General features: G+C 61.4%; 30 protein-coding genes. 7 read left to right on the top strand and 23 right to left on the bottom strand.

Going from position 1 to position 23,738, the window contains the following annotated elements:
• Nucleotides 1-153 precede the first annotated feature (153 nt).
• Together ACF8SD_RS16770 and ACF8SD_RS16765 are read left to right on the top strand one after the other, a co-directional pair.
• Nucleotides 154-1,878: an ATP-dependent endonuclease gene (locus ACF8SD_RS16770; protein ID WP_392484770.1), complete on the top strand. Its 1,725-nt coding sequence runs from the start codon at nt 154-156 to the stop codon at nt 1,876-1,878.
• On the top strand, nt 1,875-3,293 hold the full coding sequence (locus ACF8SD_RS16765) for a UvrD-helicase domain-containing protein (protein WP_392484769.1): 1,419 nt from the start codon (nt 1,875-1,877) through the stop codon (nt 3,291-3,293). The genes ACF8SD_RS16770 and ACF8SD_RS16765 overlap by 4 nt, the downstream gene beginning before the upstream one ends.
• A gap of 41 nt (nt 3,294-3,334) precedes the next feature.
• On the opposite strand, the gene ACF8SD_RS16760 is transcribed toward ACF8SD_RS16765, so the two are convergent.
• The 7 genes from ACF8SD_RS16760 to ACF8SD_RS16730 are packed head-to-tail and all read right to left on the bottom strand — an operon-like array spanning nt 3,335 to nt 8,856.
• A complete protein-coding gene (locus ACF8SD_RS16760; protein WP_392484768.1) occupies nt 3,335-4,084 on the bottom strand; it encodes a TIGR03747 family integrating conjugative element membrane protein in 750 nt (249 codons plus the stop codon).
• Nucleotides 4,081-6,198 (bottom strand): type IV conjugative transfer system coupling protein TraD, encoded by a 2,118-nt coding sequence (gene traD / locus ACF8SD_RS16755; RefSeq protein WP_392484767.1) that lies wholly within the window; start codon nt 6,196-6,198, stop codon nt 4,081-4,083. Before traD ends, ACF8SD_RS16760 begins: the two co-directional genes overlap by 4 nt.
• A 1-nt stretch (nt 6,199) precedes the next feature.
• Nucleotides 6,200-6,610, bottom strand: a complete 411-nt coding sequence (locus tag ACF8SD_RS16750; RefSeq protein ID WP_392484766.1) for an integrating conjugative element protein — start codon at nt 6,608-6,610, stop codon at nt 6,200-6,202.
• A complete protein-coding gene (locus ACF8SD_RS16745; RefSeq protein WP_392484765.1) occupies nt 6,607-7,152 on the bottom strand; it encodes a transglycosylase SLT domain-containing protein in 546 nt (181 codons plus the stop codon). Before ACF8SD_RS16745 ends, ACF8SD_RS16750 begins: the two co-directional genes overlap by 4 nt.
• Nucleotides 7,137-7,844 carry a TIGR03759 family integrating conjugative element protein gene (locus tag ACF8SD_RS16740; RefSeq protein WP_392484764.1) on the bottom strand — a complete coding sequence of 236 codons (708 nt, stop codon included), beginning with the start codon at nt 7,842-7,844 and terminating at the stop codon, nt 7,137-7,139. Before ACF8SD_RS16740 ends, ACF8SD_RS16745 begins: the two co-directional genes overlap by 16 nt.
• 9 nt (nt 7,845-7,853) lie before the next feature.
• A complete protein-coding gene (locus ACF8SD_RS16735; RefSeq protein WP_392484763.1) occupies nt 7,854-8,486 on the bottom strand; it encodes a hypothetical protein in 633 nt (210 codons plus the stop codon).
• Nucleotides 8,473-8,856, bottom strand: coding sequence for a hypothetical protein (locus ACF8SD_RS16730; protein ID WP_392484762.1), 384 nt, complete (start codon nt 8,854-8,856; stop codon nt 8,473-8,475). The genes ACF8SD_RS16735 and ACF8SD_RS16730 overlap by 14 nt, the downstream gene beginning before the upstream one ends.
• 238 nt (nt 8,857-9,094) lie before the next feature.
• On the opposite strand from ACF8SD_RS16730, the gene ACF8SD_RS16725 reads away from it, so the two are divergent.
• Nucleotides 9,095-9,835 (top strand): hypothetical protein, encoded by a 741-nt coding sequence (locus tag ACF8SD_RS16725; protein ID WP_392484761.1) that lies wholly within the window; start codon nt 9,095-9,097, stop codon nt 9,833-9,835.
• Here the strand turns inward: ACF8SD_RS16725 and ACF8SD_RS16720 are convergent.
• Complete coding sequence (locus ACF8SD_RS16720; RefSeq protein WP_392484760.1) at nt 9,732-10,295, bottom strand: hypothetical protein; 564 nt, start codon at nt 10,293-10,295, stop codon at nt 9,732-9,734. The genes ACF8SD_RS16725 and ACF8SD_RS16720 overlap by 104 nt on opposite strands.
• Before the next feature lie 161 nt (nt 10,296-10,456).
• Between ACF8SD_RS16720 and ACF8SD_RS16715 the strand changes: the two genes are divergently transcribed.
• A complete protein-coding gene (locus ACF8SD_RS16715) occupies nt 10,457-11,194 on the top strand; it encodes a Cthe_2314 family HEPN domain-containing protein (protein WP_392484759.1) in 738 nt (245 codons plus the stop codon).
• Here the strand turns inward: ACF8SD_RS16715 and ACF8SD_RS16710 are convergent.
• The 4 genes from ACF8SD_RS16710 to ACF8SD_RS16695 form a co-directional block, all read right to left on the bottom strand.
• On the bottom strand, nt 11,146-11,529 hold the full coding sequence (locus ACF8SD_RS16710) for a histone-like nucleoid-structuring protein, MvaT/MvaU family (protein ID WP_392484758.1): 384 nt from the start codon (nt 11,527-11,529) through the stop codon (nt 11,146-11,148). The genes ACF8SD_RS16715 and ACF8SD_RS16710 overlap by 49 nt on opposite strands.
• Before the next feature lie 268 nt (nt 11,530-11,797).
• A complete protein-coding gene (locus tag ACF8SD_RS16705; protein WP_392484757.1) occupies nt 11,798-12,100 on the bottom strand; it encodes a plasmid related protein in 303 nt (100 codons plus the stop codon).
• A gap of 113 nt (nt 12,101-12,213) precedes the next feature.
• Nucleotides 12,214-12,687: an STY4534 family ICE replication protein gene (locus tag ACF8SD_RS16700; protein WP_392484756.1), complete on the bottom strand. Its 474-nt coding sequence runs from the start codon at nt 12,685-12,687 to the stop codon at nt 12,214-12,216.
• Nucleotides 12,688-12,925: 238 nt separating this feature from the next.
• Nucleotides 12,926-13,120: a hypothetical protein gene (locus tag ACF8SD_RS16695; protein ID WP_392484755.1), complete on the bottom strand. Its 195-nt coding sequence runs from the start codon at nt 13,118-13,120 to the stop codon at nt 12,926-12,928.
• Nucleotides 13,121-13,461: 341 nt separating this feature from the next.
• Between ACF8SD_RS16695 and ACF8SD_RS16690 the strand changes: the two genes are divergently transcribed.
• Nucleotides 13,462-13,680 (top strand): cold-shock protein, encoded by a 219-nt coding sequence (locus ACF8SD_RS16690; protein ID WP_392484754.1) that lies wholly within the window; start codon nt 13,462-13,464, stop codon nt 13,678-13,680.
• Between the two features lie 71 nt (nt 13,681-13,751).
• Entirely contained in the window at nt 13,752-13,949 is a 198-nt protein-coding gene (locus tag ACF8SD_RS16685) for a hypothetical protein (RefSeq protein ID WP_392484753.1), read from the top strand.
• A gap of 64 nt (nt 13,950-14,013) precedes the next feature.
• On the opposite strand, the gene ACF8SD_RS16680 is transcribed toward ACF8SD_RS16685, so the two are convergent.
• The 8 genes from ACF8SD_RS16680 to ACF8SD_RS16645 form a co-directional block, all read right to left on the bottom strand.
• Nucleotides 14,014-14,400, bottom strand: coding sequence for a hypothetical protein (locus ACF8SD_RS16680; RefSeq protein WP_392484752.1), 387 nt, complete (start codon nt 14,398-14,400; stop codon nt 14,014-14,016).
• Nucleotides 14,401-14,540: 140 nt separating this feature from the next.
• On the bottom strand, nt 14,541-15,623 hold the full coding sequence (locus tag ACF8SD_RS16675) for a DNA cytosine methyltransferase (protein ID WP_392484751.1): 1,083 nt from the start codon (nt 15,621-15,623) through the stop codon (nt 14,541-14,543).
• A gap of 530 nt (nt 15,624-16,153) precedes the next feature.
• A complete protein-coding gene (locus ACF8SD_RS16670; protein ID WP_392484750.1) occupies nt 16,154-16,462 on the bottom strand; it encodes a HigA family addiction module antitoxin in 309 nt (102 codons plus the stop codon).
• A gap of 10 nt (nt 16,463-16,472) precedes the next feature.
• Complete coding sequence (locus ACF8SD_RS16665; RefSeq protein ID WP_392484749.1) at nt 16,473-16,751, bottom strand: type II toxin-antitoxin system RelE/ParE family toxin; 279 nt, start codon at nt 16,749-16,751, stop codon at nt 16,473-16,475.
• A gap of 435 nt (nt 16,752-17,186) precedes the next feature.
• Nucleotides 17,187-18,149, bottom strand: coding sequence for a phosphoadenosine phosphosulfate reductase family protein (locus ACF8SD_RS16660; protein WP_392484748.1), 963 nt, complete (start codon nt 18,147-18,149; stop codon nt 17,187-17,189).
• 161 nt (nt 18,150-18,310) lie between these two features.
• The gene (locus ACF8SD_RS16655) at nt 18,311-18,748 is read right to left on the bottom strand and encodes a single-stranded DNA-binding protein (protein ID WP_392484747.1); all 438 of its coding nucleotides are present in this window, start codon (nt 18,746-18,748) and stop codon (nt 18,311-18,313) included.
• The gene (locus ACF8SD_RS16650) at nt 18,745-19,251 is read right to left on the bottom strand and encodes a DUF3158 family protein (protein WP_392484746.1); all 507 of its coding nucleotides are present in this window, start codon (nt 19,249-19,251) and stop codon (nt 18,745-18,747) included. The genes ACF8SD_RS16655 and ACF8SD_RS16650 overlap by 4 nt, the downstream gene beginning before the upstream one ends.
• Nucleotides 19,248-20,030 (bottom strand): PFL_4669 family integrating conjugative element protein, encoded by a 783-nt coding sequence (locus ACF8SD_RS16645; protein WP_392484745.1) that lies wholly within the window; start codon nt 20,028-20,030, stop codon nt 19,248-19,250. The genes ACF8SD_RS16650 and ACF8SD_RS16645 overlap by 4 nt, the downstream gene beginning before the upstream one ends.
• A gap of 237 nt (nt 20,031-20,267) precedes the next feature.
• Between ACF8SD_RS16645 and ACF8SD_RS16640 the strand changes: the two genes are divergently transcribed.
• Nucleotides 20,268-21,089, top strand: a complete 822-nt coding sequence (locus ACF8SD_RS16640; RefSeq protein WP_392484744.1) for a DNA/RNA non-specific endonuclease — start codon at nt 20,268-20,270, stop codon at nt 21,087-21,089.
• A 198-nt stretch (nt 21,090-21,287) separates the two neighbouring features.
• Here ACF8SD_RS16640 and ACF8SD_RS16635 read toward each other — a convergent pair whose 3' ends face one another.
• The 3 genes from ACF8SD_RS16635 to ACF8SD_RS16625 form a co-directional block, all read right to left on the bottom strand.
• Nucleotides 21,288-21,773 (bottom strand): SRPBCC family protein, encoded by a 486-nt coding sequence (locus ACF8SD_RS16635; protein WP_392484743.1) that lies wholly within the window; start codon nt 21,771-21,773, stop codon nt 21,288-21,290.
• A gap of 197 nt (nt 21,774-21,970) precedes the next feature.
• The gene (locus ACF8SD_RS16630) at nt 21,971-23,167 is read right to left on the bottom strand and encodes an STY4528 family pathogenicity island replication protein (RefSeq protein WP_392484742.1); all 1,197 of its coding nucleotides are present in this window, start codon (nt 23,165-23,167) and stop codon (nt 21,971-21,973) included.
• Nucleotides 23,168-23,170: 3 nt separating this feature from the next.
• Nucleotides 23,171-23,731 carry a DUF2857 domain-containing protein gene (locus ACF8SD_RS16625; protein WP_392484741.1) on the bottom strand — a complete coding sequence of 187 codons (561 nt, stop codon included), beginning with the start codon at nt 23,729-23,731 and terminating at the stop codon, nt 23,171-23,173.
• Nucleotides 23,732-23,738 lie beyond the last annotated feature (7 nt).

The raw sequence follows: 23,738 nt of genomic DNA, 5'->3' as shown, positions 1-23,738 counted from the left end.
CTCCACGTGCTTGGAACGGGCCGATGATGGGGAAGGCAGCTTGTGGATGCTGCAAAGAAACGGGCACAGCAATCCACCGCTTTATTCGCGACAGCGGTTAAGGCAGTCTTGCCGGACTACCTGGCTAGGCCCGACATGGAGCTATGAAGGACTATGGCAAGAATCAGAAAGGTTGAAATTGCGAACTTCCGCGGGATCAAACAGCTGAGTTGGTGCCCGAGCCCCGGCATCAACTGCCTGATCGGCCCAGGCGATAGCGGGAAATCCACGGTTCTGGATGCTATCGACCTCTGTCTGGGGGCGCGCCGAAACGCCCAATTTTCAGATACTGACTTCCATGGTCTAGATATCACCAACCCCATCAGCATTACGCTCACGCTCGGTGAGCTTGACGCGTCCATGATGAGTTTGGATGGGTATGGGCTGTTCCTACGCGGGTACTTCAGTGAGCTGGATCTCCTGGAGGATGAGCCTGAGCACGGTGCCGAAGTGGTGTTGACGCTCAACCTCACGGTTGCCAGTGATCTTGAGCCGTCATGGACGCTGCTGTCGAATCGGGCGGCTCAGCAAGGTGTCACCAAAAGTCTGGCGTGGAAAGACCGGCTGGCGTTGGCGCCTACTCGTATCGGCACCTACTCGGACTACAACTTGAGCTGGCAACGAGGCTCTGTGCTCAACCGTATTTCGGAAGAGCGGCCAGATGCTTCTGTCGTACTGGTTCAGGCTGCCCGCGATGCGCGCCAAACCTTTGGGGATCAGGCCGAACTGCAGCTGGGTGCCGCTCTAGGACTGGTCAAGGCAACTGCGGATGAGCTGGGCGTTACCGTGGGAGCGAAGGCAAGGGCGCTGCTGGATGCCCACTCAGTGTCCTTCGGGGCCGGCACCATTGCGCTTCACAACGAGGCCGGCATTCCTCTGCGAGGGTTGGGCATTGGCTCGACGCGGCTGTTGGTCGCGGGACTCCAACGCAAGGCTGAGGCCGGTGCCAGCATCGTGCTTTCCGATGAGCTGGAATATGGTCTTGAGCCTCACCGGATCACTCGATTTCTGGGATCGCTCGGCGCCAAAGAAGCGGAAAAGCCGCCTATCCAAGCGTTCCTCACCACTCACTCGCCCGTCGCACTGCGCGAACTCAGCGGCGACCAGTTAAGCGTAGTGCGGCCGGTTGATGGCAAGCACGAAGTTCGTCACGTTGGTAGCGCAGACGATATTCAAAGCGCTATCAGGCTGTTCCCGGAAGCCTTTCTGGCCCGGTCCGTGATCATTTGTGAAGGGGCAAGCGAGATAGGCTTGATCCGTGGTCTCGATCTTTACCGGATCGAGCAGGGACGCCCGTCGTTGATGGCACTGGGCGTTGGCCTGGTAGATAGCGGAGGAGGCGATGCCGACCGCCCCTATCAGCGTGCTGCTGCATTCCAAGCGTTGGGCTACCGGGTCATGGTGGTTCGCGATGACGATAAGCAGCCTACGGCTGCGATTGAGCAAGAGTTCTTGCGCAAGGCCGGCCAGTTCGTCGCGTGGGACAACGGACGGGCACTGGAGGATGAGCTTTTCCACAGTCTGTCTGTGAATGGCTGCCTGAACCTCATCACGTTCGCTCATAGTCTTCACGAGGATCTGGTTCGCTCGCATGTCGTGACCGTATCGAACAACGCAGCATCGCTTGATTCCATTTGGGCGGAAGCTCAGGGCGGATCGCTGTCTGTGGATACACGAACATTGCTCGGCAAGGCATCACGTATCCGCAAAGCTGGCTGGTTCAAATCCATCTCGTGGATGGAGGAAGCTGCCCGCACCGTCATTGCGCCTGACCTCATGAATGGCAACCAAGCCTTCACTGCCAAGATGGACCGCATCTTTGGATGGGCAGCCCAATGATAGACGCCGAAGTCAATCTGCTACAGATTAACCGGGGGACCGTCACGGCCCCTGCGGGCTGCGGCAAGACTCAGCTGATCGCCAAGGCGCTGGCGTCCTACCAGGGCACAAAACCCATACTCGTGCTGACGCACACGAATGCGGGCGTCGCTGCGTTGCGTGCCAGGCTCGACCGTGCTGGTGTTCGCGCCTCCGCTTACAGGCTGTCCACCATCGACGGTTGGGCAATGCGCCTCATCTCGACATTCCCCATCCGTAGCGGTCATGACCCTGCGATCTTGGACTTGAGAGCTGCTGCGCGTGACTATCCGGCTATCCGCGAGGCGGCTTGGAAACTGCTCAAAGCAGGACATGCCAGTGATGTGGTCAAGTCCAGCTACGCACAGCTGATTGTCGATGAGTATCAGGATTGTTCGGTGCCTCAGCATGCCATCGTGTATTTCCTGTCGCTTGTCCTGCCAACCTGCGTGCTCGGCGATCCGATGCAGGCCATCTTCGGCTTTCCCGGTAATGCGCTGGCTGACTGGAACCAGCACGTGTGCGCACACTTTCCGGTGGTGCATGAGCTGCAAACACCCTGGCGCTGGAACAATGCGGGTGAACCCATGCTGGGCGCCTGGCTCCTGCAAGCGCGACGTGCGCTGGCAAGTGGCGAGCGTATTGATCTGCGGCAGGCGCCGCCCCAGGTGACATGGGTGCCGCTGGCGGGGGCTGACGATCACCCTAAACGCTTGGCCGCTGCGCGAACTGCCTCGCCGATCGCTGATGGGCGTGTGCTGATCATTGGCGATTCGATCAGCCCGGAAAGCCAGCGGAACATTGCCAGTCAGACGCCGGGAGCGGTTACGGTTGAGGCCGTGGATCTTCGAGACCTATTAGCGTTTGGGCGCAGCTATGTGCCTGCCAGTCAATCGGGCCTGGTAGATCTCATGGCGTTTGCGCAGAGCGTGATGACAAACCTGGCCGTGCCTGCGTTCATGAAACGGCTGGAGTCGTTGGCCAGAGGTACGGCCCGTAATCCAGCTACCAAGGCGGAGATCGCTGCTCAGGACTTCTTGAAACTGCCATCGTTAGAGTCCGCTGCGGATTTGCTCTCGGCGTTGCGGGCGCAACAAGACGTGCGCGTTCATCGTCCCGCGATTCTGTATTCCGCATCGAAGGCCATGCGGCAGGCCGCATCAGGCGCAACGACATTTGAGGCGGCTACACAGCGCGTGCGAGAGGAGAACCGGATGCAGGGCCGGCCGCTGCCCAAGCGTGCTGTCGGCAGCACGTTGTTGCTGAAGGGCTTGGAAGCTGAGGTCGCGGTGATTATGAACGGTGATGGTTTGGACGCTCGTAACCTATATGTAGCCATGAGTCGTGGCTCCATGCGGCTTGTGGTGTGCAGTGTCAACCCAGTATTGGGAGGCTGACTCTGGTCTAAGTGCGGGGCAGGAGGAACTGATGACGCGAGTCATAGGTGTTTCTTGAAACTGGCTGCCGAGATATCCACAGTCACCGCCAACAAGAGCGCTGCCGGCAACAGGATCAGGATTGGGGGTACGCTTATCGGAATCGCCAGGTAGACCACCCACGGCAGCACGGCCAAGGGCACTAGGCAGGCTTTGGCCCGGTGGTAGATGAAGCCCGATTCACGGCCCGCCTCGAAGCGGCGGATGTCCCGCCGCACCAGCCCATCCACCAGCCCGACAAAAGCTGCCAGGGCGAACAGCGGCAGGCTCAGGCACAGCACCAGCAGGCGCAGCAGGAACACCAGCACGGTATAGGCGCTGGCCAGCAGGTAGCTTTCCAGCGAGCGATAGGCTTGCCTCAGGTAAAAGCGAAAATCCGGCTCGGCCGGCAGGCGCTCCCCACGTGCCTGCCGGGCCGCGTCTTCTACCCATTCGATCAGTCCTGATTGCACGAACACCCCGTCGTAGGCGAGCCCTACGATCTGCTGCGCGGTGCGCCCCGGCTCTTGTACCAGCACGCTGCGGGTGAAGTTCTTCGGCAACTGGTCCAGCTCGTAGGTGAGCATGCTCTGCGCATGCCGCCAGCCCTGCTCCGGCCAGAACAGGTGCATGCCTATGCACTCGATCAGAATGCACAGGAACAGCGAGCCGCCGAGCACACCGATAAAGCGAAAGGGCAGGGTGATCAGACTGACCAGGGCACTTTGCTGCTGCGCCTGCTGCCTCTGGGCCGTGACGGCGGGGTCTTTCATGGCACACGCTCCTCCTGTAGATCGCTCGGCAGATCAGCCCCAGGCTCCTGGGCAACCTGTTTCCACCAGTCATCGTCAGGCTCTTGCTGCATGTAGCGGGTCAAGGCCTGCAGATCTGCTGGAATCGTTTCGTCGGCATTTGGCGCCGGCAGCGGCATGCGGATCTTCCACAACTGGCCACCTTCGATTAGCGCAAAGGCCTGCCCCTTGGGCAGGGCGACGATGTGTGCCGGCTCGATCATCGGGACGCTGTGGGTGTTGATGCGGTCCTGGGTGTTGGAGGTGAACGCCGTGGCGCCCTGCGGATCGGAGCTGTCGGTAGCGCCGCTGACTACCGAGGTGCTGTACACGTCGACCGTCGGCAACTGCTTGGTCAGCAGCTCGGCCGTCGCTGTCTCGCGCACGCGCAGCATGATCAGGTTGTTGAAATTGCCCACCACCTGGCCGGCCTTGGCGCGGTTACCCAATCGCGCTTCGATGTCGCTGAGCGTCTGGGTATACGCCGTCACCTGCATGCCGGCGCCGCCGCCCTTGTTGATCAGTGGAATGAACTCGTCTCCCATCAGCTCGTTGAACTCGTCGGCGTGCAGGTTGATCGGCAGCTTGATACCGGGCCCGCCACCTGGCAGGCCGTCATCCACTCCAAATTTGTAAAGGTGACCCGCCACCGACACCAGGTCGGCAAACATGGAGTTGCCCACGGCAGCGGCCACTTCGGGATCGGACAGGGCATCCAGCCCTACATAGACGATGGCCCGTTTGCGGATGATCTGCATCCAGTCGAAGATCGGCCGCGGGTCGTTCAGGTCGTTGTAGTCTGGGGCGAGCAGCTGAGCGATCTTGCCGGTGGTCAGCTTTTCCAGCAGGGGCAGCAGCGAGGCGACGATCTTGTCGAAGTAGGTGCGGTCGTAGCGCACGGCCGAGCGTAGGCCTTCCAGTACGGGGTCGTAGAGCTTGGTGCGGTTCAAATACAACTCGATGGCCACCACGCGCTTGTCCCGCCCGGCCATATGGCGGGGCGTGTTCTTCTCGTTGAGTTTGGCCTCGATTTGCACGATGGCTTCCCAGGCCTTGGGATCGTGCTTAGCAAAGAAGTGCGCGGCGTATTCGACGAACAGCGGGTCGATGTTGACCACATGGCGCTGGATCAACAGGTAGTCCGGGCGCCGGCCCAGCTCGACCAGGGCGCGGGCGATGATGTTGACGAAGCGCCAGGCGAACTCGCGAAAGGCGGCGGAATTGCCTTCGCCGGAAAGCTGCCCGGCAATGCGCGAGGCCACTTCGGTGATGCGGCCAAAGCGGCCGATGGCGTTGTAGCGGGCGGAGGTGTCCGGTTGGCCCAGGTGGAACACGTAGAACTGACCTTCGCGACCGGACCGCTTGGCTTCCAGGTACATGCGCCTGAGCAGCTCTGCATCGCCTTTGGGGTCGAAGACGATGCACACCTCGTGTTGGCCGGCGATCTTGCGGCGGATGTCCTGGGTGATCAGCAGCTCGGCCAGGCGGGTCTTGCCAACTCGCGTGGTGCCCAGCACCAGGGTATGCCCGACGCGCTCAGTCAGCGGCAAGGTGACATCGACCTCATTTGGCTCGATGCCATGCAGGCGGGACAGGCCACCCACAGGAGGCAGTGGGCGTGCAGGGTTGAGCGGGTGATCCCAGCGCGTCAGGCGCGGCAAGTTGCGCAGCGGGTAGGGCGCGAACTCCAGCCGGACTTCCATCTGGCGCACAGCCTGAATCCAAGCGGGCCGTTCGACGTAGCGGCGAAATTCGGGGCGGTAGGTTTGCAGCAGCCGATGCGTGTGCCGTTGGTCCCAGCGAAAGCCCCGGCCGAGAAATAGCCGCTGCTGGCTGACTGGGACCTGGCGACTAGTCAGGGTGTAACGTGGCAAGCGGCGCAGGTTGCGCTGGTAGCGCAATACCTCCCAGGCCTGGCGAAGCCGCAACGCTCCGAAGGCCATAAAGACAATGGCCGATGCCAACCCCAAGGTGTCATTCAACGCCAGCGACCAGGGGGCGAACAGGCACAAGAATGCCGCCGCGAAGCCCACGGCGGCGCTGTACAGTTCGACCGCTGGCCGCAGCAGCACTTCAATGGCATGGGCCTGGCTCATGCTACTGCTCGATGGAGTTGGCGGTGATCAGTACGGGGTAGTGCGACAGTTTCAGGCGTTGGGCCAGGTCATCGGCCGAGGCAGGATAAAGGGATACGCCGGGGGCTAATGCACGCAGGCGCTCCAAGTCGGACACCGATTTCACCCGTACGACCAACCCCACCGCCTTGAGCTGTTGCAGTGCAGGCAGTCGTCGCTGCAGCCATGCCCGTGACATCGCGTCGTCCCCGATCAGGAAGAGTGCCGGCATGCCGGGCGTGGCCTGGCGACGCGAGGCAACCGCACCCGGCGAAAGAACAGTCGTTCGGACCGGCAGCATGTCAGCTTCGCTGTAGGGATGGCTTCGCATCGCCGGCTCATCCGCAGATGCCCAAACCGGGAGCGCCAGTCCAAGCAGCAACAAGAACTTCATGGGGCCATCCTCTCAGCCGCGAGTTGGTTGAGGTGCTTGCTCACGCTGCGGCGGTACTGGGCAGCGGGTAGGCCACCTGCAGGCCGGTGATAGCGGCCAATGGCCGGCATCCAACTTTCACCCGGCCGTCGGTGCTGCCGCAGAATCGAAGCGGCCACCGTCAGGTTGCGTGTCGGGTCCAGCAAATCGCACGGCTGCCGGTAATGGCGCTGCTGATAGCCCAGGTTGAGCTGCATCAGCCCGACATCGATGCGTCTGGCGTTGGTGTGCTGCCGAGCGCTGAGCAACGCCTGGCACGCCTCAATGCGGGTGGCGTAGTAGTGACCTTTGCCGGCCACGTTCAAGGTCCAGGGCCATGGCAAGCGCCGCTTGCGGATCGAGATCCCGCTTTCCTGTAGGGCTACGGCGTACAGTACGTTGGTCGGTACGCCCGCCTGCCGCGCCACCCGTTGATAGGTCTCCGGGATCTGCGCCCAAGCAATGGCAGGCGCCAAGCTGATCCAGAGGGCCAGCCCGTGACGTAGGCTTACTGTCGTTGCCATTGCCCACCCACTTCGCGCACCAGCGCGGGCAGATCACCGGGCAGGCCCAGGGACAACCAGCGGCCACCGTCATGATTGAGGGTGATGCTGCGGTTCTGAACACTGCGGGCAGAGATGTTGGCTGCTCGGGCCCACTGACGCAGATGAGCGTCATCCTGGCGACTGCCCACCAGATACAGGTCAAATGAGGTGCCACTGGCCTGAAGTTGTTGGAGCTGGGCGTTGCATGCAGGGCAGTTGGCTTTGACGAACAGCGCCAGGCGACCGCTCCCAGCGGGCAGTGCAACCTTGGGAAACGCCGATACGCCACCGGTGAGGTTGACCGGCAACACGCCGGGGAACTGCTTTTTCCACGCATCGTCGTAGGCGCGCTGATAGGCCAGTAATTTTTCCACGCGGCGTGCCTCGGCCTGTACCTGCAGGGCCGCATAGCGTTGCCGCTCGGTATCCGACTGCGCTTCGATCCCCAGCGCACTGAGCGGGTCGAGGTTGGGCGAGTAGGTGCCCAAAGGGCCTTGCATCAGCTGTTGATAGCGGCTCCACTCCTCGTCCTTGAGCCCCCAATCGCGGGCCGCCTGTTCGTTCGTGAGCGGGGCGACCGCCGATGCCTTCGCCGTGCTCTGGGTCTCGGTGGGTTGTGCAGCGGACACTGACAAGGGCAGGGCAAATACCAGCGACAGGAGAATTTTCATGGTCGTCTCCTACCTGGTGTCCAGACGACGAATTTCGCCACCAACCCGGAACAACACCGCCTGCGGCTCAATCGCGTCGAGCTGCCAGTCCTGGTAGTGATCGCCAAGGCGCAGCAACTGGATCTGCTCAGGACCGGTACTGCCGCGTGGGCTGACGGCGACGAATCGTTGGCCACCGCGCACTTCGATCGCTTGCACGGTGAAGGGCGGGGCCTTAGGCGTAGATTTGAGCGATGGGCGTTTACTCGATCGCTGCACGACCTTCTCTGCTTCGAGCTTCAGCACCGAAGCACTGACTGCCACCACTTCGTCGTTCAGGGCCTGCAGCTCACTGGCAGTTGCGCGGTCGGCAACCTGCACGCCCAGGGCGGTGACCTGCGCTACCAGCTCACGCCTGAAGTCAGACAGTTGCTCCAGCGTGATGGCTTTGGGCCGCTTCTGTTGGGTGTCGTTGAACTGCTCCAGCGCAGAAAGGCGCTCGCCCAGTGACTGCACCTCAGCGGTGTGTGCACGGGCTTGCACCGATTCAGCCAGCTGCTCCAATGACCGTTGTTGATAGATGAATGCTCCAGCAACCAACAACCCCGCCAGCGTAGGCATCACCCAGGCTGGCCGTGCTCGAATGATCTCAAGGGGCTTCATGGCGGGCCTCCGGATCAACGGCGAGATCCGGGGTGAAGCACACCTGCCGGGCGCGGTCGTCTACCTGCAACGTCCAACGCGACCCTGCCAGCGTCAGCAACGCACTACGCAGCACCATTGGCCCCAGCTGAAAATGGGCGGCCGGCAACGGCAATTCGAAAAGCGATTGCATTTCAGGCCCGCCCTCGCACAACCGATACCCCGAATGTCGCAGTACATAGCGCAAGGCGTCACCCATAGTCAGCGACAGCCCGTTGGGTAGGCGCACATCGATCACCTGCAACAGAAGATCCTGCTGGGCCAAATCGGGCGTCAGTTCCACCAGCGTGTAACGCGACTGTCGCTCGACCCAGGTGGGTTCGGTGGTCAAGGGCTGCGTCGCAATGACCTGCGGGAGTGACGGTTCAGGCCCGGACGCGCAGCCACCGAGGGCGAAAACAAACAACAGGCAAACGACTGAAAGGCGCATGGCACAGACCTCATGGGAGACCGGCACCAGTATTTGCAACCTTTCTGAGCAGAATCAGCCAAGAAACCGGACGTGGTGCATTCCCTGAAGATTGACCCGCGCGTAGAGTCCTGCCTCGATGAAACGGGGAGGGAGATTCATGTCAAACACGACACCATCATCGAACGGTTCAAGCACTGCGCCGGCCATAAGCCTCAGCTGGCTGGAGCGCGCGTGGGAAGTGCAATGGGCACTGCGCCTTGCCTGCGGCGTGCTGTTTCTCGACCTGGCCCAGCTGCTGTGGACCGGGCAAGGCTTGATGGCCTGGAGCAAACATAGCGATGGGTTGCTGCAAGACCTGGCATTCCTGGCCGTGACGTTGGCAGGCTTCGCGCTGGTGATGTCACTGGTGCTGCCCATGCTCGGCGCGATCGTGCGCTGGATCGGCTGGGAGGTGATAACCCTGCTGCCGAGTGTCCAGTTCAGTGCGGAGGAGCATCGCGGGCGGCCGCTCGGCTATGTCGCTGAGCGTGATCTGCTTGAGCTGGCCTTGCGCGAGAACAACAGTTTTCTGCTGGACTGGTACCACCGTCACGTCACGAGGCGTCAAGAACAAGATGCCTTCATGCAGACGCTCGGCGACCTGGTGTTCGGCTGCCTGGTGCTGGCGATGCTAGATGGGGCATTGCCGCTGATTGGTACAGGCGACGATTCGTTGATCGCATCTGCCATGGCCGCGCTGCAAGACCACGTTGCGCCGGTGGTCTTGGCCGTCCTGGCAGGCGGCTTGCTATTGCTCAAGCGCGTTTGGTTTCCGTCGTATACGACGCATTGGATCTACTATCCGCCGCTGGATCTTGAGCTTCGCGAGAAGGTGCGCAAGGCGCGTGATCGCCTGTGAGTGAGGGGATGTCCCGGGTGGCTGCCAGGTGCAGACGCTCACCCAGCCACATGACCCAGGCGGTCTTTTCATAACGCTCGGCGATCGACAGACTGACGTGAGGACGCAACAGCGTCAGGTTGCTGTGAGTGGTGCTGTCGTACAGCGGTTGGATCCAACCGTGCCGCAGGCCGAGTGCATACGCATGGGGCCATAAACTGCTCGCACCCCGAAAGGCGTTTTCGTTCCACAGCACCGGCACGTTCGAATACCGTTGATTGTCTGGTCTGGATCCCAGTGCTACCTGGATCAGCTTCTCGCCATCTGGTGGAAGATTTGCTGTGCTGACCGAGTGGGTAAGGCTGGTGTAGGTGAAACTGTAGTAAGGGAAGCCCAACTCGTTGGCGAGAGCTGGAAGTTCCTTGAGCAGCGCCGGCAGGTCCTGCAGGCGCTGCCAATCGGCCACTGTTCGGTTAATCATCGCACCTCCGTGTAGGATGTTTTCCCTTTCGAGTGGTGGGCTGGTAGACATGGGGTCATCTAGCACGCGGCATTGAGCGCTATGGCCTACGCAAGTAGTCAACTATAGCGATGCTCCACTACCAAAGAAATAAACATAATGTTTAATTGGGTGTCGAGGCGATGAAACATCGTTCATTGATGGAACATGAAGGCCTGCAGTGCTTGAACTCCTTCTTTTGCAGTTATGCACTGAAAGGGATGCTGGCCATCAAGGAAGGGCGAACCCGCGCCAAGGCGACGACCGCCGAGTACTTTACCCAGGCGGTCTACGGCCGAGTGGGCGAGCTGGACAACACACTGGCGTCGCTGCGTTTGGCGCTGGGCTTTCTCAAAGCACTGAGCGAGTCGGCCGACCCTGATCCCGAGGTGTATCGCTACCACTACGAGAACTTCATCTTCCGGGGCATTGGCGCCGTAGACCGGGCGTTCCTGTTGGTGGCGGATGCACTGCAGTTATCAAACAGGACGCGCAAGAGCAATCAGCTGATCGCTGAGCAGGTACAGGGACATCCGCAGGTATATGCAGCACTGCTTGCGGTCAAGGCGACGATGGAGGCCTATCGGAAGTCGCGGAACGTCGTGATTCACGACAGTGCCTATTCCAGCCGCGAACTGGCCGTACTGAGCGGTGTTCGGCAGCTCGATCTGGAGCTGCCCGGCATTGATGTGGCCGAGGTCAGCCGTGAGGCCTTCGCTGCGGGCGTCCAACCGGTTGCCCAGGCGATTGGTGAGCTGGAAGCGAGCCTGAACACGCTGCTGGGCGATCTGAAGCCGGTTTTCGAGTTTGTGGCGAAGTGGGCGAGCGAACGCTATCCGCTTTGCGTGGACATCCACGATTCAACCTCCAAGGGGCCATAGCGTAGCCTCCAGGATTTCAAAGTCTTATTAAGGCTGCCGCTTTTAACCGAAAGGATTTCGCCGGTGTAAGGGTTGCTGTAGTGTTTGATGTCTCGACGCTTCCCCTGTTGTCTGGGCCTTGCAGGCGCCCATGGCTTCAGCTCGGGGACCAGACAGGGGGCGAAAATTGAAAAAACCTCGTGTGTGCTGAAGTTGTAATCAGCGAGCAGGCAGAAAAGCTTTTCCTCGAACTCAATCTCGCGCTGCAGGCCTGGGTGCCTTTTCAGTGCTTCCAACTGACGAAGCTTGCGGGCTAGTTTTCGTTCAAGTCGGCGGTAATCAGCGAGCATCGACATGGCCGGCTCCAGTGATGAAGTGCTTCAGTGTGGCAAAGGGCCGTTGAACCTCGCAAGGCTGGAAATATTTTGACACGCCACGATAGGAGGGCCTGATACGGGCTTGCAGTGCTGAATGCTGCCCGGATTTGACGCAAGCGCGCTTGGTTCGTCAGTAATGAGTTGAGTGTTTGCAGGGTAGCGTGTGGGCGCGCTGTTCGATTGTGGCAGCGTGGCGAATTGTAGGGGCACAAGAAGGAACGGCCTCCGAAGAGGCCGTGATAGGTGATTAGTAATCTTCAGGCAGTAACATCGTGGTGGTGCTCCGATCTGCTTCGGTGATGACCCACACGCGATAGTGCGGCGGCACCTCGTAGGCCGAGAACAGGCGGCAATGTGCGTTCAGTGCATCGTCATTGATTTGCTTGTCCTCATCGTCCATATCGCCCCAGTCGCCGCGTACATGGCGATGCAGCAGGGGTACGGGATCGATCAGGCCTTCGTGAACCAGGCGATTGAAGCCTGCGGAGAACAACAGCGCGCCCAAAGAGAACTTGGGTTTGGTGGTTTTGCAGAGCGTTTTCCAATCCATGTTTTTCTACTCCATGAACCGGCGCCCTGCATCCCAACGGGACAGGGACCCCGGTGGATGAGTGTGTGAAGCATAGGCTTCACGGGGAAAGGGGATCTGTTTCCGGGAAGCTTTCAGCTCGCCATGGCTTCGGCAGATACATCGTGAGGAGTGCAATGCTCATCATCAGGAAGGCTGGCAGCCGTGCTGGCCGGCTCGGCCTTGTAGACCTTCTCGCCTTCGACCTTGATCCAGCTGATGAACAACAGCCTCGCTTTCAGGCTGACGCCATGCTTGCCGGCGTTGGGACCTTTCTCGTAGACAAAGGTATCGGCATACAGATCGCCAAGGCGGAAGCCGATCAGGACCTTGCGCTTGTCATCCACCGCCTGGCGGCAGCGGCGGATCAGCTGCTGAGCCTTGTTACCCGACACGCGAACGTCGAAGCGTCGGTACTCGGCCTTGTCGCTGGGACCATTGAGTGCAGCGATATCGCAGGCGAGAAAGCTGTCGCCCTTCTTGGGCGTGACTTCGCGGATGCGGTTGAGGTAACCCAACCCGGTGATGTGCAGGTCGAAGTAGCTGGCTTCGTGGGAAGTATTGGACATGAAAGATCTCCGATCAGTGACGCGCGGAGACCGCCGCCCGGAGGGGGAGGATGACTCCCCGCAAGGGTGGTTGGAACAGCAATGGATGAAGGAGGTCAGCGCGGTAAGCACAGCGCCGTAGCCTTGAAGACCGAGGCTACCTGGGCATGTTGCTGGCAACGCCAGCGGACATGGGGCAGAGCATGCTCAATCGCGTTCCGCGTGTCGCGCGTGAATCAGCAGCGCAGCCCACCCGGTTTCACTGACGCTCGTGCCGGGACGTCTCACGGATCGCCGTGCACAGATAGCGCAGCGCGATCCGGTCCTGTTCGGACAGGGTACGGAAGTGTTCGAGCAGGCTGGCCTCTTCCTGACTGAGCCGTCGAGGTAAAAGCCGTTGCTTGAGCGTGATGAGTGCGTAGAAGACCCGCACCAGGTCGAGTTGAAACGCCATGCCAACACCTGCACGTAGGACCATCCAAGGGTGACTGCTCTTTGTCCGTGCACAGGCGCAAGGTCCAGGCCAGCAAGCGGCATTGAGCGCAGTGTAGGGATTGGCTGGCCATTTGCTAGAGGGGTGGATTATTGAATTTTTGTACCACTGGCTACGGGTTGATAGAGGGCGGGCTGAACAGGTGAGAGAGCCCTATTCCTCCACGGCGAAGAGGTGACCGAACTGATAAAAATGCCAGTAGCTGCTTGCACGCCCCGGCCTGAGAATAGGGCGTAGCTGGACGATGCCTTGTTATCAGGTTTGCCAGCCAATACGTACCTCAATGATCGAAGGTGAACAGCATGAGCGGCAGCAACAGGCAAACTGGCACAGTGAAGTGGTTCAATGATGAAAAGGGCTTCGGGTTCATTACGCCGCAGGGCGGTGGCGATGACCTTTTCGTTCACTTCAAAGCCATCGAGGCGGATGGTTTCAAGAGTTTGAAGGAAGGGCAGACGGTGACTTTTGTGGCCGAGAAGGGGACAAAAGGTATGCAGGCGGCGCAAGTCCGACCGGAATGAGCTACATCTGCTTTGAATCTATTTTGTCACTGCTCTGATTGGGATGAGTAGATCTATGAGGAGGTTTGGTCATGTCCAAGAAGGATCATGAGTCAGCTTCCTCAGCCGCACCGGACGATAGGGGGGCTGAGGCACCTGACGGAAGCTACAGATTTACATCGGATAACGGAACGTTTTACGCGGAACAACATGTCACCTATGAAGAGTGGGTAAATCCTGAAGACGGCAAGACCTACGCCATTAATGTGCGGCCCAGGTATACGCATTAGCTGAAGATCCAGCACGAAAGAAAAGAGCCCCGAATAGGGGCTCTGCTAGATGAAGTAGAGACGGCTACCAACCTTCATAGCTGAGCAGCAGCGTGGCGATGATCTGCCGGCGCTTCAGGTCGAGCCTGCACAAGTCCGCCAGGCCTTCGACACGCACTTCGGTGAGCATTATGCCGCCGTCGTGAGCGTTGTAGAAACTGCTCAAGGCCGTCAGGAAGGTCAGTTCACCCGAGCTGAGCACGTCCAGCACGTCGTTGATTCGTTCAAGGTTCGGGGCCAGATCGTCGAGGCAGTTGGCACGGTCGTACCCTTCGGCAGTACCGTCACCGAAGTAGTACACACCCGCCAGCTTTACACCCTGGCGCCAGGTAATGAAGAACGCCGTCGGTGCTTGCTGTGCGTGGATCAGTTCGTCGCGTAGGGATTGAGGTGTTTCGGTGGACTGAGACATGGAGTGCTCCTGATAGGCTGCGAAAAGTGAGGACACCGCGTCATCGACGTGGCACAGCCTTGAAGTCCGGGACTGTCTGGGCAGGTGCTGACCGAGGTCAGCGATACCGGCCATCAGCCTCGTCCCATCAAAAAGCATCGTCAGCGATCAATCCGTAGGTCGCCTCGCCCCGATTGCTCCAGCGCCCTGAGCAGCCGTCGCCCAATCCAGGCCATGCACGGCACCGCCATGCTGTTGCCCAGCGCCCTGTAGCGCGGCGCATCCGGGCAGTGCTCAGCGGGCTTGCTGCGCCAAGGTATCCGCGTGTAGTCGCGCCCGAACCCCTGCAGCGCCTCACACTCCACCGGCATTAACCGGCGCACGGCCATGGCCTGCACCAGAATCGGTGCTTCATGGTTGCAGGTCAGCGTCGGTGCGCCATCGACCAACAGTTCGGCACCACCCTGACCATGGGCCAGGCACAGCGGCGGCATCACCGGCTGCAGGCAGCCCAGATCACCGCCAGCATTGCGTGTCGTAAGGGTGCCGGCAATGCCTTGTTGTGCCGTGCGCTGCGGCGCAGAATCCCGGCGCAGGCCTTCGCGCTCAAACAGTACTTCGGCGGGATCGAACCCGGGTCGAGCACTTGCGACAACAAACACACGCTGGCGTCGTTGGGCCAGGCCGAAATATTGGGCATCGAGCACCCGCCACGCGATTGTTCGGCGGGGGCCCAGCACCACACCTGCGTGCGACCAACGCTGGCGTGGCGGGCAAAGCGGATGATCTTCCCCAGCCAGGGCGGCAAGCAGGCCGCCGAACGCGTTGCCGCGGTCGCTGAGCACGCCGGGCACGTTCTCCCAGACGAACACGGCCGGTGGACGCCCTTCATAGGCGCGGATGTGATCGATCGCATCGGCAAGCTCCACATAACAAAGGGTCAGGGCACCGCGCGGGTCGGCCAACCCTTGGCGCAGGCCCGCGAGGCTGAAGGCCTGGCAGGGCGTGCCGCCCACCAGGATGTCCGGGGCTTCCAGCTCGCCGGCGAGCATGCGAAAGGGCAGTTGCAGCAGATCGCCCAGATTGGGCACACGCGGGTAGTGATGGGCCAACAGGGCAGAGGCGAAACGGTCGATGTCCGCGAACCAGGCCACGCTCAATCCGAGCGGCTGCCAAGCCACGCTGACCGCTTCGATGCCGCTACAGACACTGCCGTAGCGCCACGCGGAAGGTGGGGTTTTCATAGGAAGGGAACCTTGATCGGGCACTCGCTCCACAAGCAGGAGCGGCGCAATGGAGGAGGGTGATCAAGGTGCCGAGCGGGAGGACCGTCGGCTGGGACAGCGATACCACCGTGGCGTCGTCGGCAGCGCTGGATGTCGTCATGTCCAGACTGGCGCGATCGGCTCACCCAACCCGTGTCGTGGCGAGGGTTGGAACAACAGGCACACATCCGCGCACAAAAGGCGCCCAGCATTCGCCGGCGGGCCCGGCCAGGATTACGGCTGACCCGAAGGGCCTCCTCACGGCACACAGTTAGGTGTCGTCAGGAGGCCCTTCGGATTGGCGCAGTACAGAGGACTAGCAGGCTGATTGGCGCAGGTGAGCGGCCAAAGGGTTGGTGCAGCCGCTCAGTAGCGGGCAACCTGAAACAGCAGGAGCAGCAGCGAAGCGTGCGCATCGGCAGCTTCGTCATGTGCCGCGCGCGGAACGCGGTGGTCGTCAGTGGACGTGGGACGTAACGAGAACAGCCCCGCAAGCGGGGCTGTAGAACTCAGGTGGCGGCGTGCGCCATAAGATCAGGATTGAATAGCCGGGTGATAGGCGGGTGCTCACGGTGCTCTACCTGCCACAGGTCATAAGCGGCCTGCAGGGCCAGCCACATACGGGCATTGCCCAGCCCGGCCAATTCCAGGCGGTAGGCGAGGTCTGCCGAGATACCGGCGTGACCGTTGATGACCGTGGACAGCTGCCCACGGGAATACCCCAGGTGCTCAGCCAACGAACTGATGGTCATGTTGATGGCCGGCAGAATGTCCTCGCGGAGCGATTCGCCGGGATGGGGAGGATCATACATCGGCATTGAAAGCCTCCTAGTGATAATCGAGGTAATCCACCAGCTCGACATCGGTGCCGCAGAAGCGGAACACCAAGCGCCAGTTGGCGGAGACATTGACGGCCCAGTAACCAGAACGCTGGCCCTGCAGTGTATGCAGGCGCAAGCCGGGCAGTGCCATGTCGGCTGGGGTTTGCGCCTCTTCAAGGTACGCCAGAAGGCGACACAAACGCTCGGTATGATCAGCCCGCACCCCCGAGGCATCGCCTCGCTGGTGCAGCGCCTTCAGGCCTTTGTGCCTGAAGCTGATGATCATGGGACTAGAGTGTAAGGGGTGTCCTTACACGGTTCAAGTGGATGAAATGCCATAGGCATGGCTTGCTCCTGGTAGAGAAGAAAAGACCGACCGTCACGCCAGGGGCACTGGCGCTGCCGCAATCGCGAGATCTCGGGTCGGAGGGGAGTGGTCAACACGAATGCGTCGTGTCGCAGCCTTGAAGGCCTCGGCTGCCTGGGAAGGTGCTGACCTGAGTCAGCGATACCTGAGCCCAGAGTGCGTAGCGTGGGAGGGGCTGTCGCCGAACAAGCCGAACGCGGCAGCACCCGGATTTGTGAGTACGAGTCGCCCAGCGACACCGGGATGAGTCAAAAGCGACTGCAACAGAAGTTTCCTGATGGCTCGCGCGCGGACCTCAGTGGACGTAGGTGGAAGTATCCCCAGGGGATAATTTCAAGCGCCGAGCACCAAGCCTCAGCCGGCGGAGTCGAGCTCGCACAGCCCCAAATCGGAACTACATCCGCCGCCATGTTGCTCATCGAAGAACAGCGCGTACTGCCGCCCGCCGTGGCTGGTCAGGCTCCACTGGACCAGATCGCGGATACGTGAAAAGTTGCCGTCGCCAGCCTCAGTCGGGTCTTTCACAGCAGGGAAGAAGGTCGATGCACCGCGCTTACTCGCCGCCGACACCACCGCCTCCCACCGCTCGATGCGGTCGATATGCGCGGGGAAGCGCTCGGCGATGCTGCGCAGCTCGGCCTTGCGGCAATTGATGCAGGGCATGCAACCGACCCGGCCCATACCCATGGCGTACAGCGGATTGGGTGCAAGGCCGTGCCGACGGTGCTGCTGCCAAACAGCCTCGGCGCTCCAGTGGAATATCGGTCGCCACAGCATCGAGCCGGACTCGTGGTGGTTGAAGCGAGGCTGCCGGGCACGGTGGCGGCTTTCGTCGGCACGGATGCCCAGCCACTGCAGCACCGGCCCATGGCGCAACATCGGACCGACCATCTGGGTAGTGATCGGCACCTCTTTCAGGCTGGACGTACAGAACTGCGCCATCCGCGAAGGAAAGCGTCCCTTGCTGATGCACAGGTCCAGGAACGGGTTACCGGTCGGGTCGTGCAGGGCGGCAGCTTCTTCGATGAGGGCTGCAGCGATGCCTTGCCTGGGCCATTCCCGCAGCAGATAGGACTTGTGCTGCGCCAGTTCTCGGCTGAAGTCGGCCCGCACCACCTCGACCTTCGGGCCACCGGTGCGTTCGTGCAGGCGCTGGATGTATTCGTAGGTCAGCTCATGTTCGTTGCCGGTGTCGGCGAACACCGCACGAAACGGACGGCCTGACTCAAGCGCCAACAGGTAGGTGGCAGTGCTGTCCTTGCCACCGGAGACGTTGACCAGATGCTGGATGCGGGCGTTTCGGGTGGATGTCGGCATGAGGCGGGACGTGTGGCGAGTAGGAGGAAGGAGACAGCTCGCAGACTTCAGTGGACGTTGGCAGGCGTATCCCCTGGGGATAATTGGCGGCAGCGCCGAACCGCCCACGCTGGCGCATGGCGAGCGGCAAACGGTTGGCGCAGCCGCTCGCTGACTTCAGTTCAGTCCTCCACTTCATCTGGCGCAGGCGCCGGAGGTGCAGGTGAAGCAGCCGCTGAACTCGAACCCGCTACCGGCTTGCTACTCAACGAAACAGCCTCCAGCCGATACGGCAGAATGCCCACGCGCCGCGCCTCGACCTTGAACGTCACCCGCGTGTTCTCGTCCTCGTCTTCCCACTCGTCCCGCACGCAGCGCCCCTCGACCAGCACGCGCATGCCTTTCTGGTATAGCTCGCTCCAGCGTTCGGCATCGCGGTGCCACAGTTCGACCGGGGCCCAGAAGCCACCTCGGTCGTCATAGCCATCGCGGGTCGGCACTGGGTTGTCGAAATAGACGTTCAACCGCAGCAGCCGGCGCGGCTCGTCGTTGCCATTGCTGAACGTACGGAACTCAGGCGCGGAACCGATATTGCCCTCGCCATAGAAATGCGTGCTCATGGTTGGTTGTCCTCGAAATTAGCGGTGTGTTGCTGATGGATGGCCTCGGCATGCGCCCATTTCCTGGCGCAGTCCTCGGCCTGGCGCGCCAGGCTGTGGGTCAGGCTGATCTGCAGGTTCAGAACGATGCGCTGCTGCTCCAGCGCCAACAGGTCGTCGCGCAGCACGGCCGGCGTGGCTGGGTCAGCCATCAGCCCCTCCCACAACACCACGCCCATTGAGGTACGCGACACGTTGCGCCAGCGCAGAAAGGTTGTTCCTGCGCCAGTAACCTGAGGGCTGAGCTGCACCGGCAGCCGGTTGAACGGGTAGGCCCTGGCCTGCGCCAGTACCCGATCGCTGGCCAGCGCGATCAGCCCATCTCGCAGGGCAAAACATTGGCTGGCCCAGGTCGCCAAACTCCCCTTACCTTTAAAGGGCTGTAAAAGGCCTTTTAGGTAGGCACTCTGTGCCAGAGCCTGATAGTCGGCATGTGCCAGCGGGATGAAGTAGGGCGCACTCATGGCAAGTCGTCCTCATCGTTCGAGGCGCCATCGTCGGCACTGCTGTCCGCTGCATCAGCGGCCAACGCTTCGTCGGTCTCGCCCGTGCGCAAGCGCCGACCGCCCAGCGGGGTACGTCGAACAATCGGCGGGGCGAAACGCGAACGGCGCGTACCGTCCAACACCTCCTGCGGCAGCTCGCCAAAACGCTCCCGTGCCAGGCGGGCGACGGCGTTGTTGGCGGCGAAGTCGTCACGCTGTGCGCCGGAGAATTTGTATTGCTGCGCCAGGCTGAACAGGCTGCGCAGCGCATGGGCGCCCTCGGTGAGCCAGCGATCTTGGGTTTCGCGGTCGATCAGCGCGGTGTGGTGCGCCAGGATCAGACGCCGGGCTAGGTCGTCGTAGTCGGCCAGCAGGTAGACGGCCATGAAGCCCAGTTGGGCGTTGACGAACAGTGGCAGGTTGACCGGCTGCAGGTTGAGGTTTTCGCCCAAGCTCAAGGCTGCGGGCACATCCGCCAGGACCTGATCCACCTGCTCGCGCAACGCCTGAAGCGTGGCCTTGGTGCTGTTCAACTTGTCTTCGATGCGCAGCATCCAGGCATCGGAGTAGGGATCGTCCTGCTCGGCGCCGCGCTTCATTTTGTTCATGATCGCCACGAAGCCACTGAGGCCGATGATGCCGGGGTGGCTGTCGCTGCGGGTGCGGCCGTGCCAGATGCGTGAGGCGTGATGGGTGTGCAGGGTGAGTTGCATGGCGCTACGCAACGCGCCGAGGTTGAGCTGTAGATCGTTGCTCATGGGAGAACCACTCAAGTGGGAGATTGAGCGGGCAGCTTCGCGGGCGCGTAGGAAGGCTGTCAGTGAAGAAACCGCAGCGCCCTGTGGCCTGATTGCTGAGGGCAAAGGACTGGATCTCAGTAGCCGTTGGCAGCGCTATCCCCCGGGGATATTTTGGCGGGATAGCTTCCGGCTGCGTGTCCGTCAACGGACGATCCAACCTGCTCATTTAAACAATCAGTGAGGCCGGACGAGATGGTGAAATCTACTTGGGTGAAGGGATGGCTGCTGCTGGTGGCGATCGCCGTGACAGGCTGCTCGACACCCTCTCTGCAAAAGCCATCGGGCCGTGTAGCCGATCTGGTGGGAGGGCATTGCGGCGTGGGCTGTCCAACGGGCATCGCGGGCCAGGTGCTGGATCGTGAGGCCTACACGCTGAGCAACAACGCCACCACCAAATTCGCCGATTGGGTGGCCTATCGCATCACCAACGAGACCCCTGCGAGCGGCCGGGACAGATGCTGGTCCGAAGATCCAGACATCGCCGTTGAAGAAACCTTGGATCCCAAGGACTACATCGGTGTGGGCTCGTTGGCGATGGAGCGGGGTCATCAGGCCAACCTGGCATCGATGGGCGCGGTGCGGAACTGGCAGGCGTTGAACTACCTCTCCAACATCACACCGCAGAAGACTGCGTTGAATCAAGGGGCGTGGAAACGCTTGGAAAATCGAGAGCGCGAACTGCGCAACGATCCAGGTGCCGACGGCGTTTATGTGGTCACGGGTCCGCTGTACGAGCGCGATGTCGGTTCATTGCCGAACGCCACCAAGGCCCACACGATCCCGAGCGGCTACTGGAAGGCCATCTATATCGGCAGCAGTCCCGAGCAAGGTCTCTATGCCTCGTTCGTGATGGATCAGGACACGCCGCGTAACGCTGACTTCTGTGCCCAGCAGGTCACGGTTGCGGAAATCGAAAAGCGCTCGGGCCTCACGCTATGGTCGTCGCTCCCTGCCGATGTGCAGGCTACGTTGAAGAAACAACCTGGGCAGTTGGCCCAGCGCTTGGGCTGCCCGTAGCCCTGTGAAATCAGACTTCTATAGCCTTGTGCAGCGTTATCCCCAGGGGATATTTGTGCCTCGGGTCTGCTCGCCGAGTTCAATGGCAAGCCCGATGCGCTGTCATCGTTGCACCGGCTTGATACGCTACGGCGAGCAGACATCCATGGACCCTAGCAGCCTTATCCCCTGGGGATAATTGCTCAAGTACAACAGCAATCAGCGCAGCTCAATGGCGAGCGCATCCATCTGCGTGATTACCGCGTTCCACCCTTGCAGGAAGCCAATCTGTTCATGCCGCTCGCGCACAGCGCTGGTTGGGTGCATGACCCGCACTGTGTAGCGACACCCACCGTCCTCATCCTCCAGCGTGATGACCGCGGTGAATCCAAGGTCAGTGTTGGTCGGTCGCCCGCCGGGCAGCAACAGGTTGGTGAACACCAGCCGCTTCAGCGGAACCACCTCAAGAAAGCAGCCTCGGCTCTCATGGCCGGCACCGTCCGGCCCATGCATGCAAGTGTGAAAGGCGCCACCCGCTTGCAGGTCCAGGGCAATCACTTCAGTGGTCCATGGCAATGGGCACCACCACTGCTTGAGCAGGTCAGGTTCGGCCCACGCCCGCCACAGGGCGGTGCGCGACGCACGCAGTACACGGGTGATGGTCAGGTCGCGTGATTCTTGGTATTCGCTCGGTTCTTCAGGCATCGCACTTGTCCTTGTCGTGAATGTGTCCAAACAGGTTAGCCGCCCAGGCAGAACCTGCGAGAGACAGGGAACTGGACGCTCGCACGCGAGCTAGGCGTTGCCTATCAGGCAATGTGCAAATGTCTTGTGGCTGCTGTGACCAGACTTCCATAGCCCTACACAGCCCTATCCCCTGGGGATAATCGACCTTGATCGGGCTACCCATCAGGGATATGCAGCAGCGCTTTCAATTCGGCGATATGCATCTCGGCTACCGCACTGCGTACCGCATCCGGCCCGGATCGTTTGGGGGGCTTATCGGGCTTCTTGAGCACTTTCGGCGCAGGTGGTGGCTTGGCCCTGGGCGCCTCGGTCTTCTGTTGACCCGGCTGTGCCGCCCACACCTTGAACTGACCCTGCGCCGCCTTCTGGATGATGCCGAACAGGTAGCCGGCGCGGCTGCGCACGCCGTGATCGCGACACCGCGCCGCCCATTCGTCCAGCACACCCTGCCTCAGGCCCTTGTCCACCCGTTGCAGCGCCACCAACGCTCCTGTTCGCTGAGCGGCCGGAAGGGCGGTGAAGTCTTCTGGCAAGCGCAATTCGCACGGTTTTGCAGTACGTACTTCTTTTGTTTTTTGCTGTGAAGTACTTAAGCGCTTCGGATTCCGAAGCGTGCCGGAATCACTGGCTTTCGTGCCCGCTTCGGAATCCGAAGTCGAGGTCGAACCCTTCCGAAGAGGGTGATCCGCACCTTCTTCGGAATCGTGGGCGGTTTTCTGTGGATAACTGGCCGGCGCGAGCGGGTCTTTCGCGACCAGCCGCTCCATCAGCAGTTGGACCCGAGTGGGCAGGGTCTTGCCCTTGAGGTGCGGGTCTTCGGTGAAATCCTTCAGCACCTGCACGGCCACGCGCTGCACACCCTTGTTGGCGTGTTTCAGGCCACGAGCGATCAGGCCCAGGTACTCCGGGTCGAGTTCCATGGCCTCGGAGGGTGTCAGCGGTTCATCGTGCAGCACGTAGATGTTGCCAAGCAGGTAGCCCGTTTTCGGATCACGGCGCCGACGCACCAGGCTCAGCCAGCGCGCCAGGCGCAGCTGGGTCAGCGCCTTGGCCACCGACTCGTGCGAGGCCTTGGCGCCACAGGGCGTGCAGCCGAGGAACGGGCGCAGTTGCTCATAGGTGGGGAAGGCGGTCTGCCCGCGGTCATTGAGCAGCAGGCGAAAGATCTGCCAGGTGTTGCGCTCCAGCGGCGTCAGGCGGGTGTCGAGGAACAGCCGTCGGGGCACGGTTTCGTGGCGGTTGCCGCTGTAGAGGTAGGTGTCACCGACGGCAGGGCTGACCTGGGCCGGCTGCAACGACTGCACGGCCTTGTCGAGCAGACTCGACAAGGCCTCGGAGGGAGACTGTGGCATGGCTCATACCAGGCCCTGGCTGATCCAGCCCCGCAGAATGGCCCAGAGCACCGAGGCGGGGTGACCCAGTGTTTCGGCCAGCTCCAGGGTGAGATGAAGCAGGGCAGTGTCGTCGGTGGGGTTGATGGGGCTGGCCCGTTGATGTGCTTTCCAGTGGTGCCATAGCGCGGTGTCTTCGGCCTCGCTGAGCACCGGGTGCCGGCCCTTGCGCTTGGGCAGACCGAGCATGTCGCGGCGCAGGGCCACTTCCTGATGTGTGAGGCCATAGAACTTGCTGACCATCTCGGTGCTGGCCCCGAGGTGGAGCATGCGGTCCACCATGGCGATTTCGGCGTCCACATCGTCGGCCTGGCTGAGCAGGCGCTGGACCACCTCGTGATTGATGCTCACCGTGCACCACGACACCCGGGCGTTGAGCAGGACGCTGACCAACTGCGGTTGTTTCAGCGCGGCCAAATCGTGCTCGTCGAAGCCCATGGACTTGCAGCGGCGCAGCTGACCGGTGCGCAGGTCGTGCAGGGCCTGGGCGATGACGGCCTGATTCAGTGGATGCGGCATGGGCATGGCTGCC

It is taken from the genome of Pseudomonas sp. CJQ_9 (assembly GCF_043106615.1).
In the GTDB taxonomy this organism is placed as follows: Bacteria; Pseudomonadota; Gammaproteobacteria; order Pseudomonadales; family Pseudomonadaceae; genus Aquipseudomonas; species Aquipseudomonas juntendi.
Note: the sequence above shows the minus strand (reverse complement) of the source record. Positions and strands in the feature narration are given on the sequence as shown.

What these genes read in the sequence shown, in the direction of transcription:
- ACF8SD_RS16770 (WP_392484770.1), top strand. Translation starts at nt 154, where the DNA reads ATGGCAAGAATCAGAAAGGTTGAAATTGCGAACTTCCGCGGGATCAAA.
- ACF8SD_RS16765 (WP_392484769.1), top strand. Translation starts at nt 1,875, where the DNA reads ATGATAGACGCCGAAGTCAATCTGCTACAGATTAACCGGGGGACCGTC.
- ACF8SD_RS16760 (WP_392484768.1), bottom strand. Translation starts at nt 4,084, where the DNA reads ATGAAAGACCCCGCCGTCACGGCCCAGAGGCAGCAGGCGCAGCAGCAA.
- traD (WP_392484767.1), bottom strand. Translation starts at nt 6,198, where the DNA reads ATGAGCCAGGCCCATGCCATTGAAGTGCTGCTGCGGCCAGCGGTCGAA.
- ACF8SD_RS16750 (WP_392484766.1), bottom strand. Translation starts at nt 6,610, where the DNA reads ATGAAGTTCTTGTTGCTGCTTGGACTGGCGCTCCCGGTTTGGGCATCT.
- ACF8SD_RS16745 (WP_392484765.1), bottom strand. Translation starts at nt 7,152, where the DNA reads ATGGCAACGACAGTAAGCCTACGTCACGGGCTGGCCCTCTGGATCAGC.
- ACF8SD_RS16740 (WP_392484764.1), bottom strand. Translation starts at nt 7,844, where the DNA reads ATGAAAATTCTCCTGTCGCTGGTATTTGCCCTGCCCTTGTCAGTGTCC.
- ACF8SD_RS16735 (WP_392484763.1), bottom strand. Translation starts at nt 8,486, where the DNA reads ATGAAGCCCCTTGAGATCATTCGAGCACGGCCAGCCTGGGTGATGCCT.
- ACF8SD_RS16725 (WP_392484761.1), top strand. Translation starts at nt 9,095, where the DNA reads ATGTCAAACACGACACCATCATCGAACGGTTCAAGCACTGCGCCGGCC.
- ACF8SD_RS16720 (WP_392484760.1), bottom strand. Translation starts at nt 10,295, where the DNA reads ATGATTAACCGAACAGTGGCCGATTGGCAGCGCCTGCAGGACCTGCCG.
- ACF8SD_RS16715 (WP_392484759.1), top strand. Translation starts at nt 10,457, where the DNA reads ATGAAACATCGTTCATTGATGGAACATGAAGGCCTGCAGTGCTTGAAC.
- ACF8SD_RS16710 (WP_392484758.1), bottom strand. Translation starts at nt 11,529, where the DNA reads ATGTCGATGCTCGCTGATTACCGCCGACTTGAACGAAAACTAGCCCGC.
- ACF8SD_RS16705 (WP_392484757.1), bottom strand. Translation starts at nt 12,100, where the DNA reads ATGGATTGGAAAACGCTCTGCAAAACCACCAAACCCAAGTTCTCTTTG.
- ACF8SD_RS16700 (WP_392484756.1), bottom strand. Translation starts at nt 12,687, where the DNA reads ATGTCCAATACTTCCCACGAAGCCAGCTACTTCGACCTGCACATCACC.
- ACF8SD_RS16695 (WP_392484755.1), bottom strand. Translation starts at nt 13,120, where the DNA reads ATGGCGTTTCAACTCGACCTGGTGCGGGTCTTCTACGCACTCATCACG.
- ACF8SD_RS16690 (WP_392484754.1), top strand. Translation starts at nt 13,462, where the DNA reads ATGAGCGGCAGCAACAGGCAAACTGGCACAGTGAAGTGGTTCAATGAT.
- ACF8SD_RS16685 (WP_392484753.1), top strand. Translation starts at nt 13,752, where the DNA reads ATGTCCAAGAAGGATCATGAGTCAGCTTCCTCAGCCGCACCGGACGAT.
- ACF8SD_RS16680 (WP_392484752.1), bottom strand. Translation starts at nt 14,400, where the DNA reads ATGTCTCAGTCCACCGAAACACCTCAATCCCTACGCGACGAACTGATC.
- ACF8SD_RS16675 (WP_392484751.1), bottom strand. Translation starts at nt 15,623, where the DNA reads ATGAAAACCCCACCTTCCGCGTGGCGCTACGGCAGTGTCTGTAGCGGC.
- ACF8SD_RS16670 (WP_392484750.1), bottom strand. Translation starts at nt 16,462, where the DNA reads ATGCCGATGTATGATCCTCCCCATCCCGGCGAATCGCTCCGCGAGGAC.
- ACF8SD_RS16665 (WP_392484749.1), bottom strand. Translation starts at nt 16,751, where the DNA reads ATGATCATCAGCTTCAGGCACAAAGGCCTGAAGGCGCTGCACCAGCGA.
- ACF8SD_RS16660 (WP_392484748.1), bottom strand. Translation starts at nt 18,149, where the DNA reads ATGCCGACATCCACCCGAAACGCCCGCATCCAGCATCTGGTCAACGTC.
- ACF8SD_RS16655 (WP_392484747.1), bottom strand. Translation starts at nt 18,748, where the DNA reads ATGAGCACGCATTTCTATGGCGAGGGCAATATCGGTTCCGCGCCTGAG.
- ACF8SD_RS16650 (WP_392484746.1), bottom strand. Translation starts at nt 19,251, where the DNA reads ATGAGTGCGCCCTACTTCATCCCGCTGGCACATGCCGACTATCAGGCT.
- ACF8SD_RS16645 (WP_392484745.1), bottom strand. Translation starts at nt 20,030, where the DNA reads ATGAGCAACGATCTACAGCTCAACCTCGGCGCGTTGCGTAGCGCCATG.
- ACF8SD_RS16635 (WP_392484743.1), bottom strand. Translation starts at nt 21,773, where the DNA reads ATGCCTGAAGAACCGAGCGAATACCAAGAATCACGCGACCTGACCATC.
- ACF8SD_RS16630 (WP_392484742.1), bottom strand. Translation starts at nt 23,167, where the DNA reads ATGCCACAGTCTCCCTCCGAGGCCTTGTCGAGTCTGCTCGACAAGGCC.
- ACF8SD_RS16625 (WP_392484741.1), bottom strand. Translation starts at nt 23,731, where the DNA reads ATGCCCATGCCGCATCCACTGAATCAGGCCGTCATCGCCCAGGCCCTG.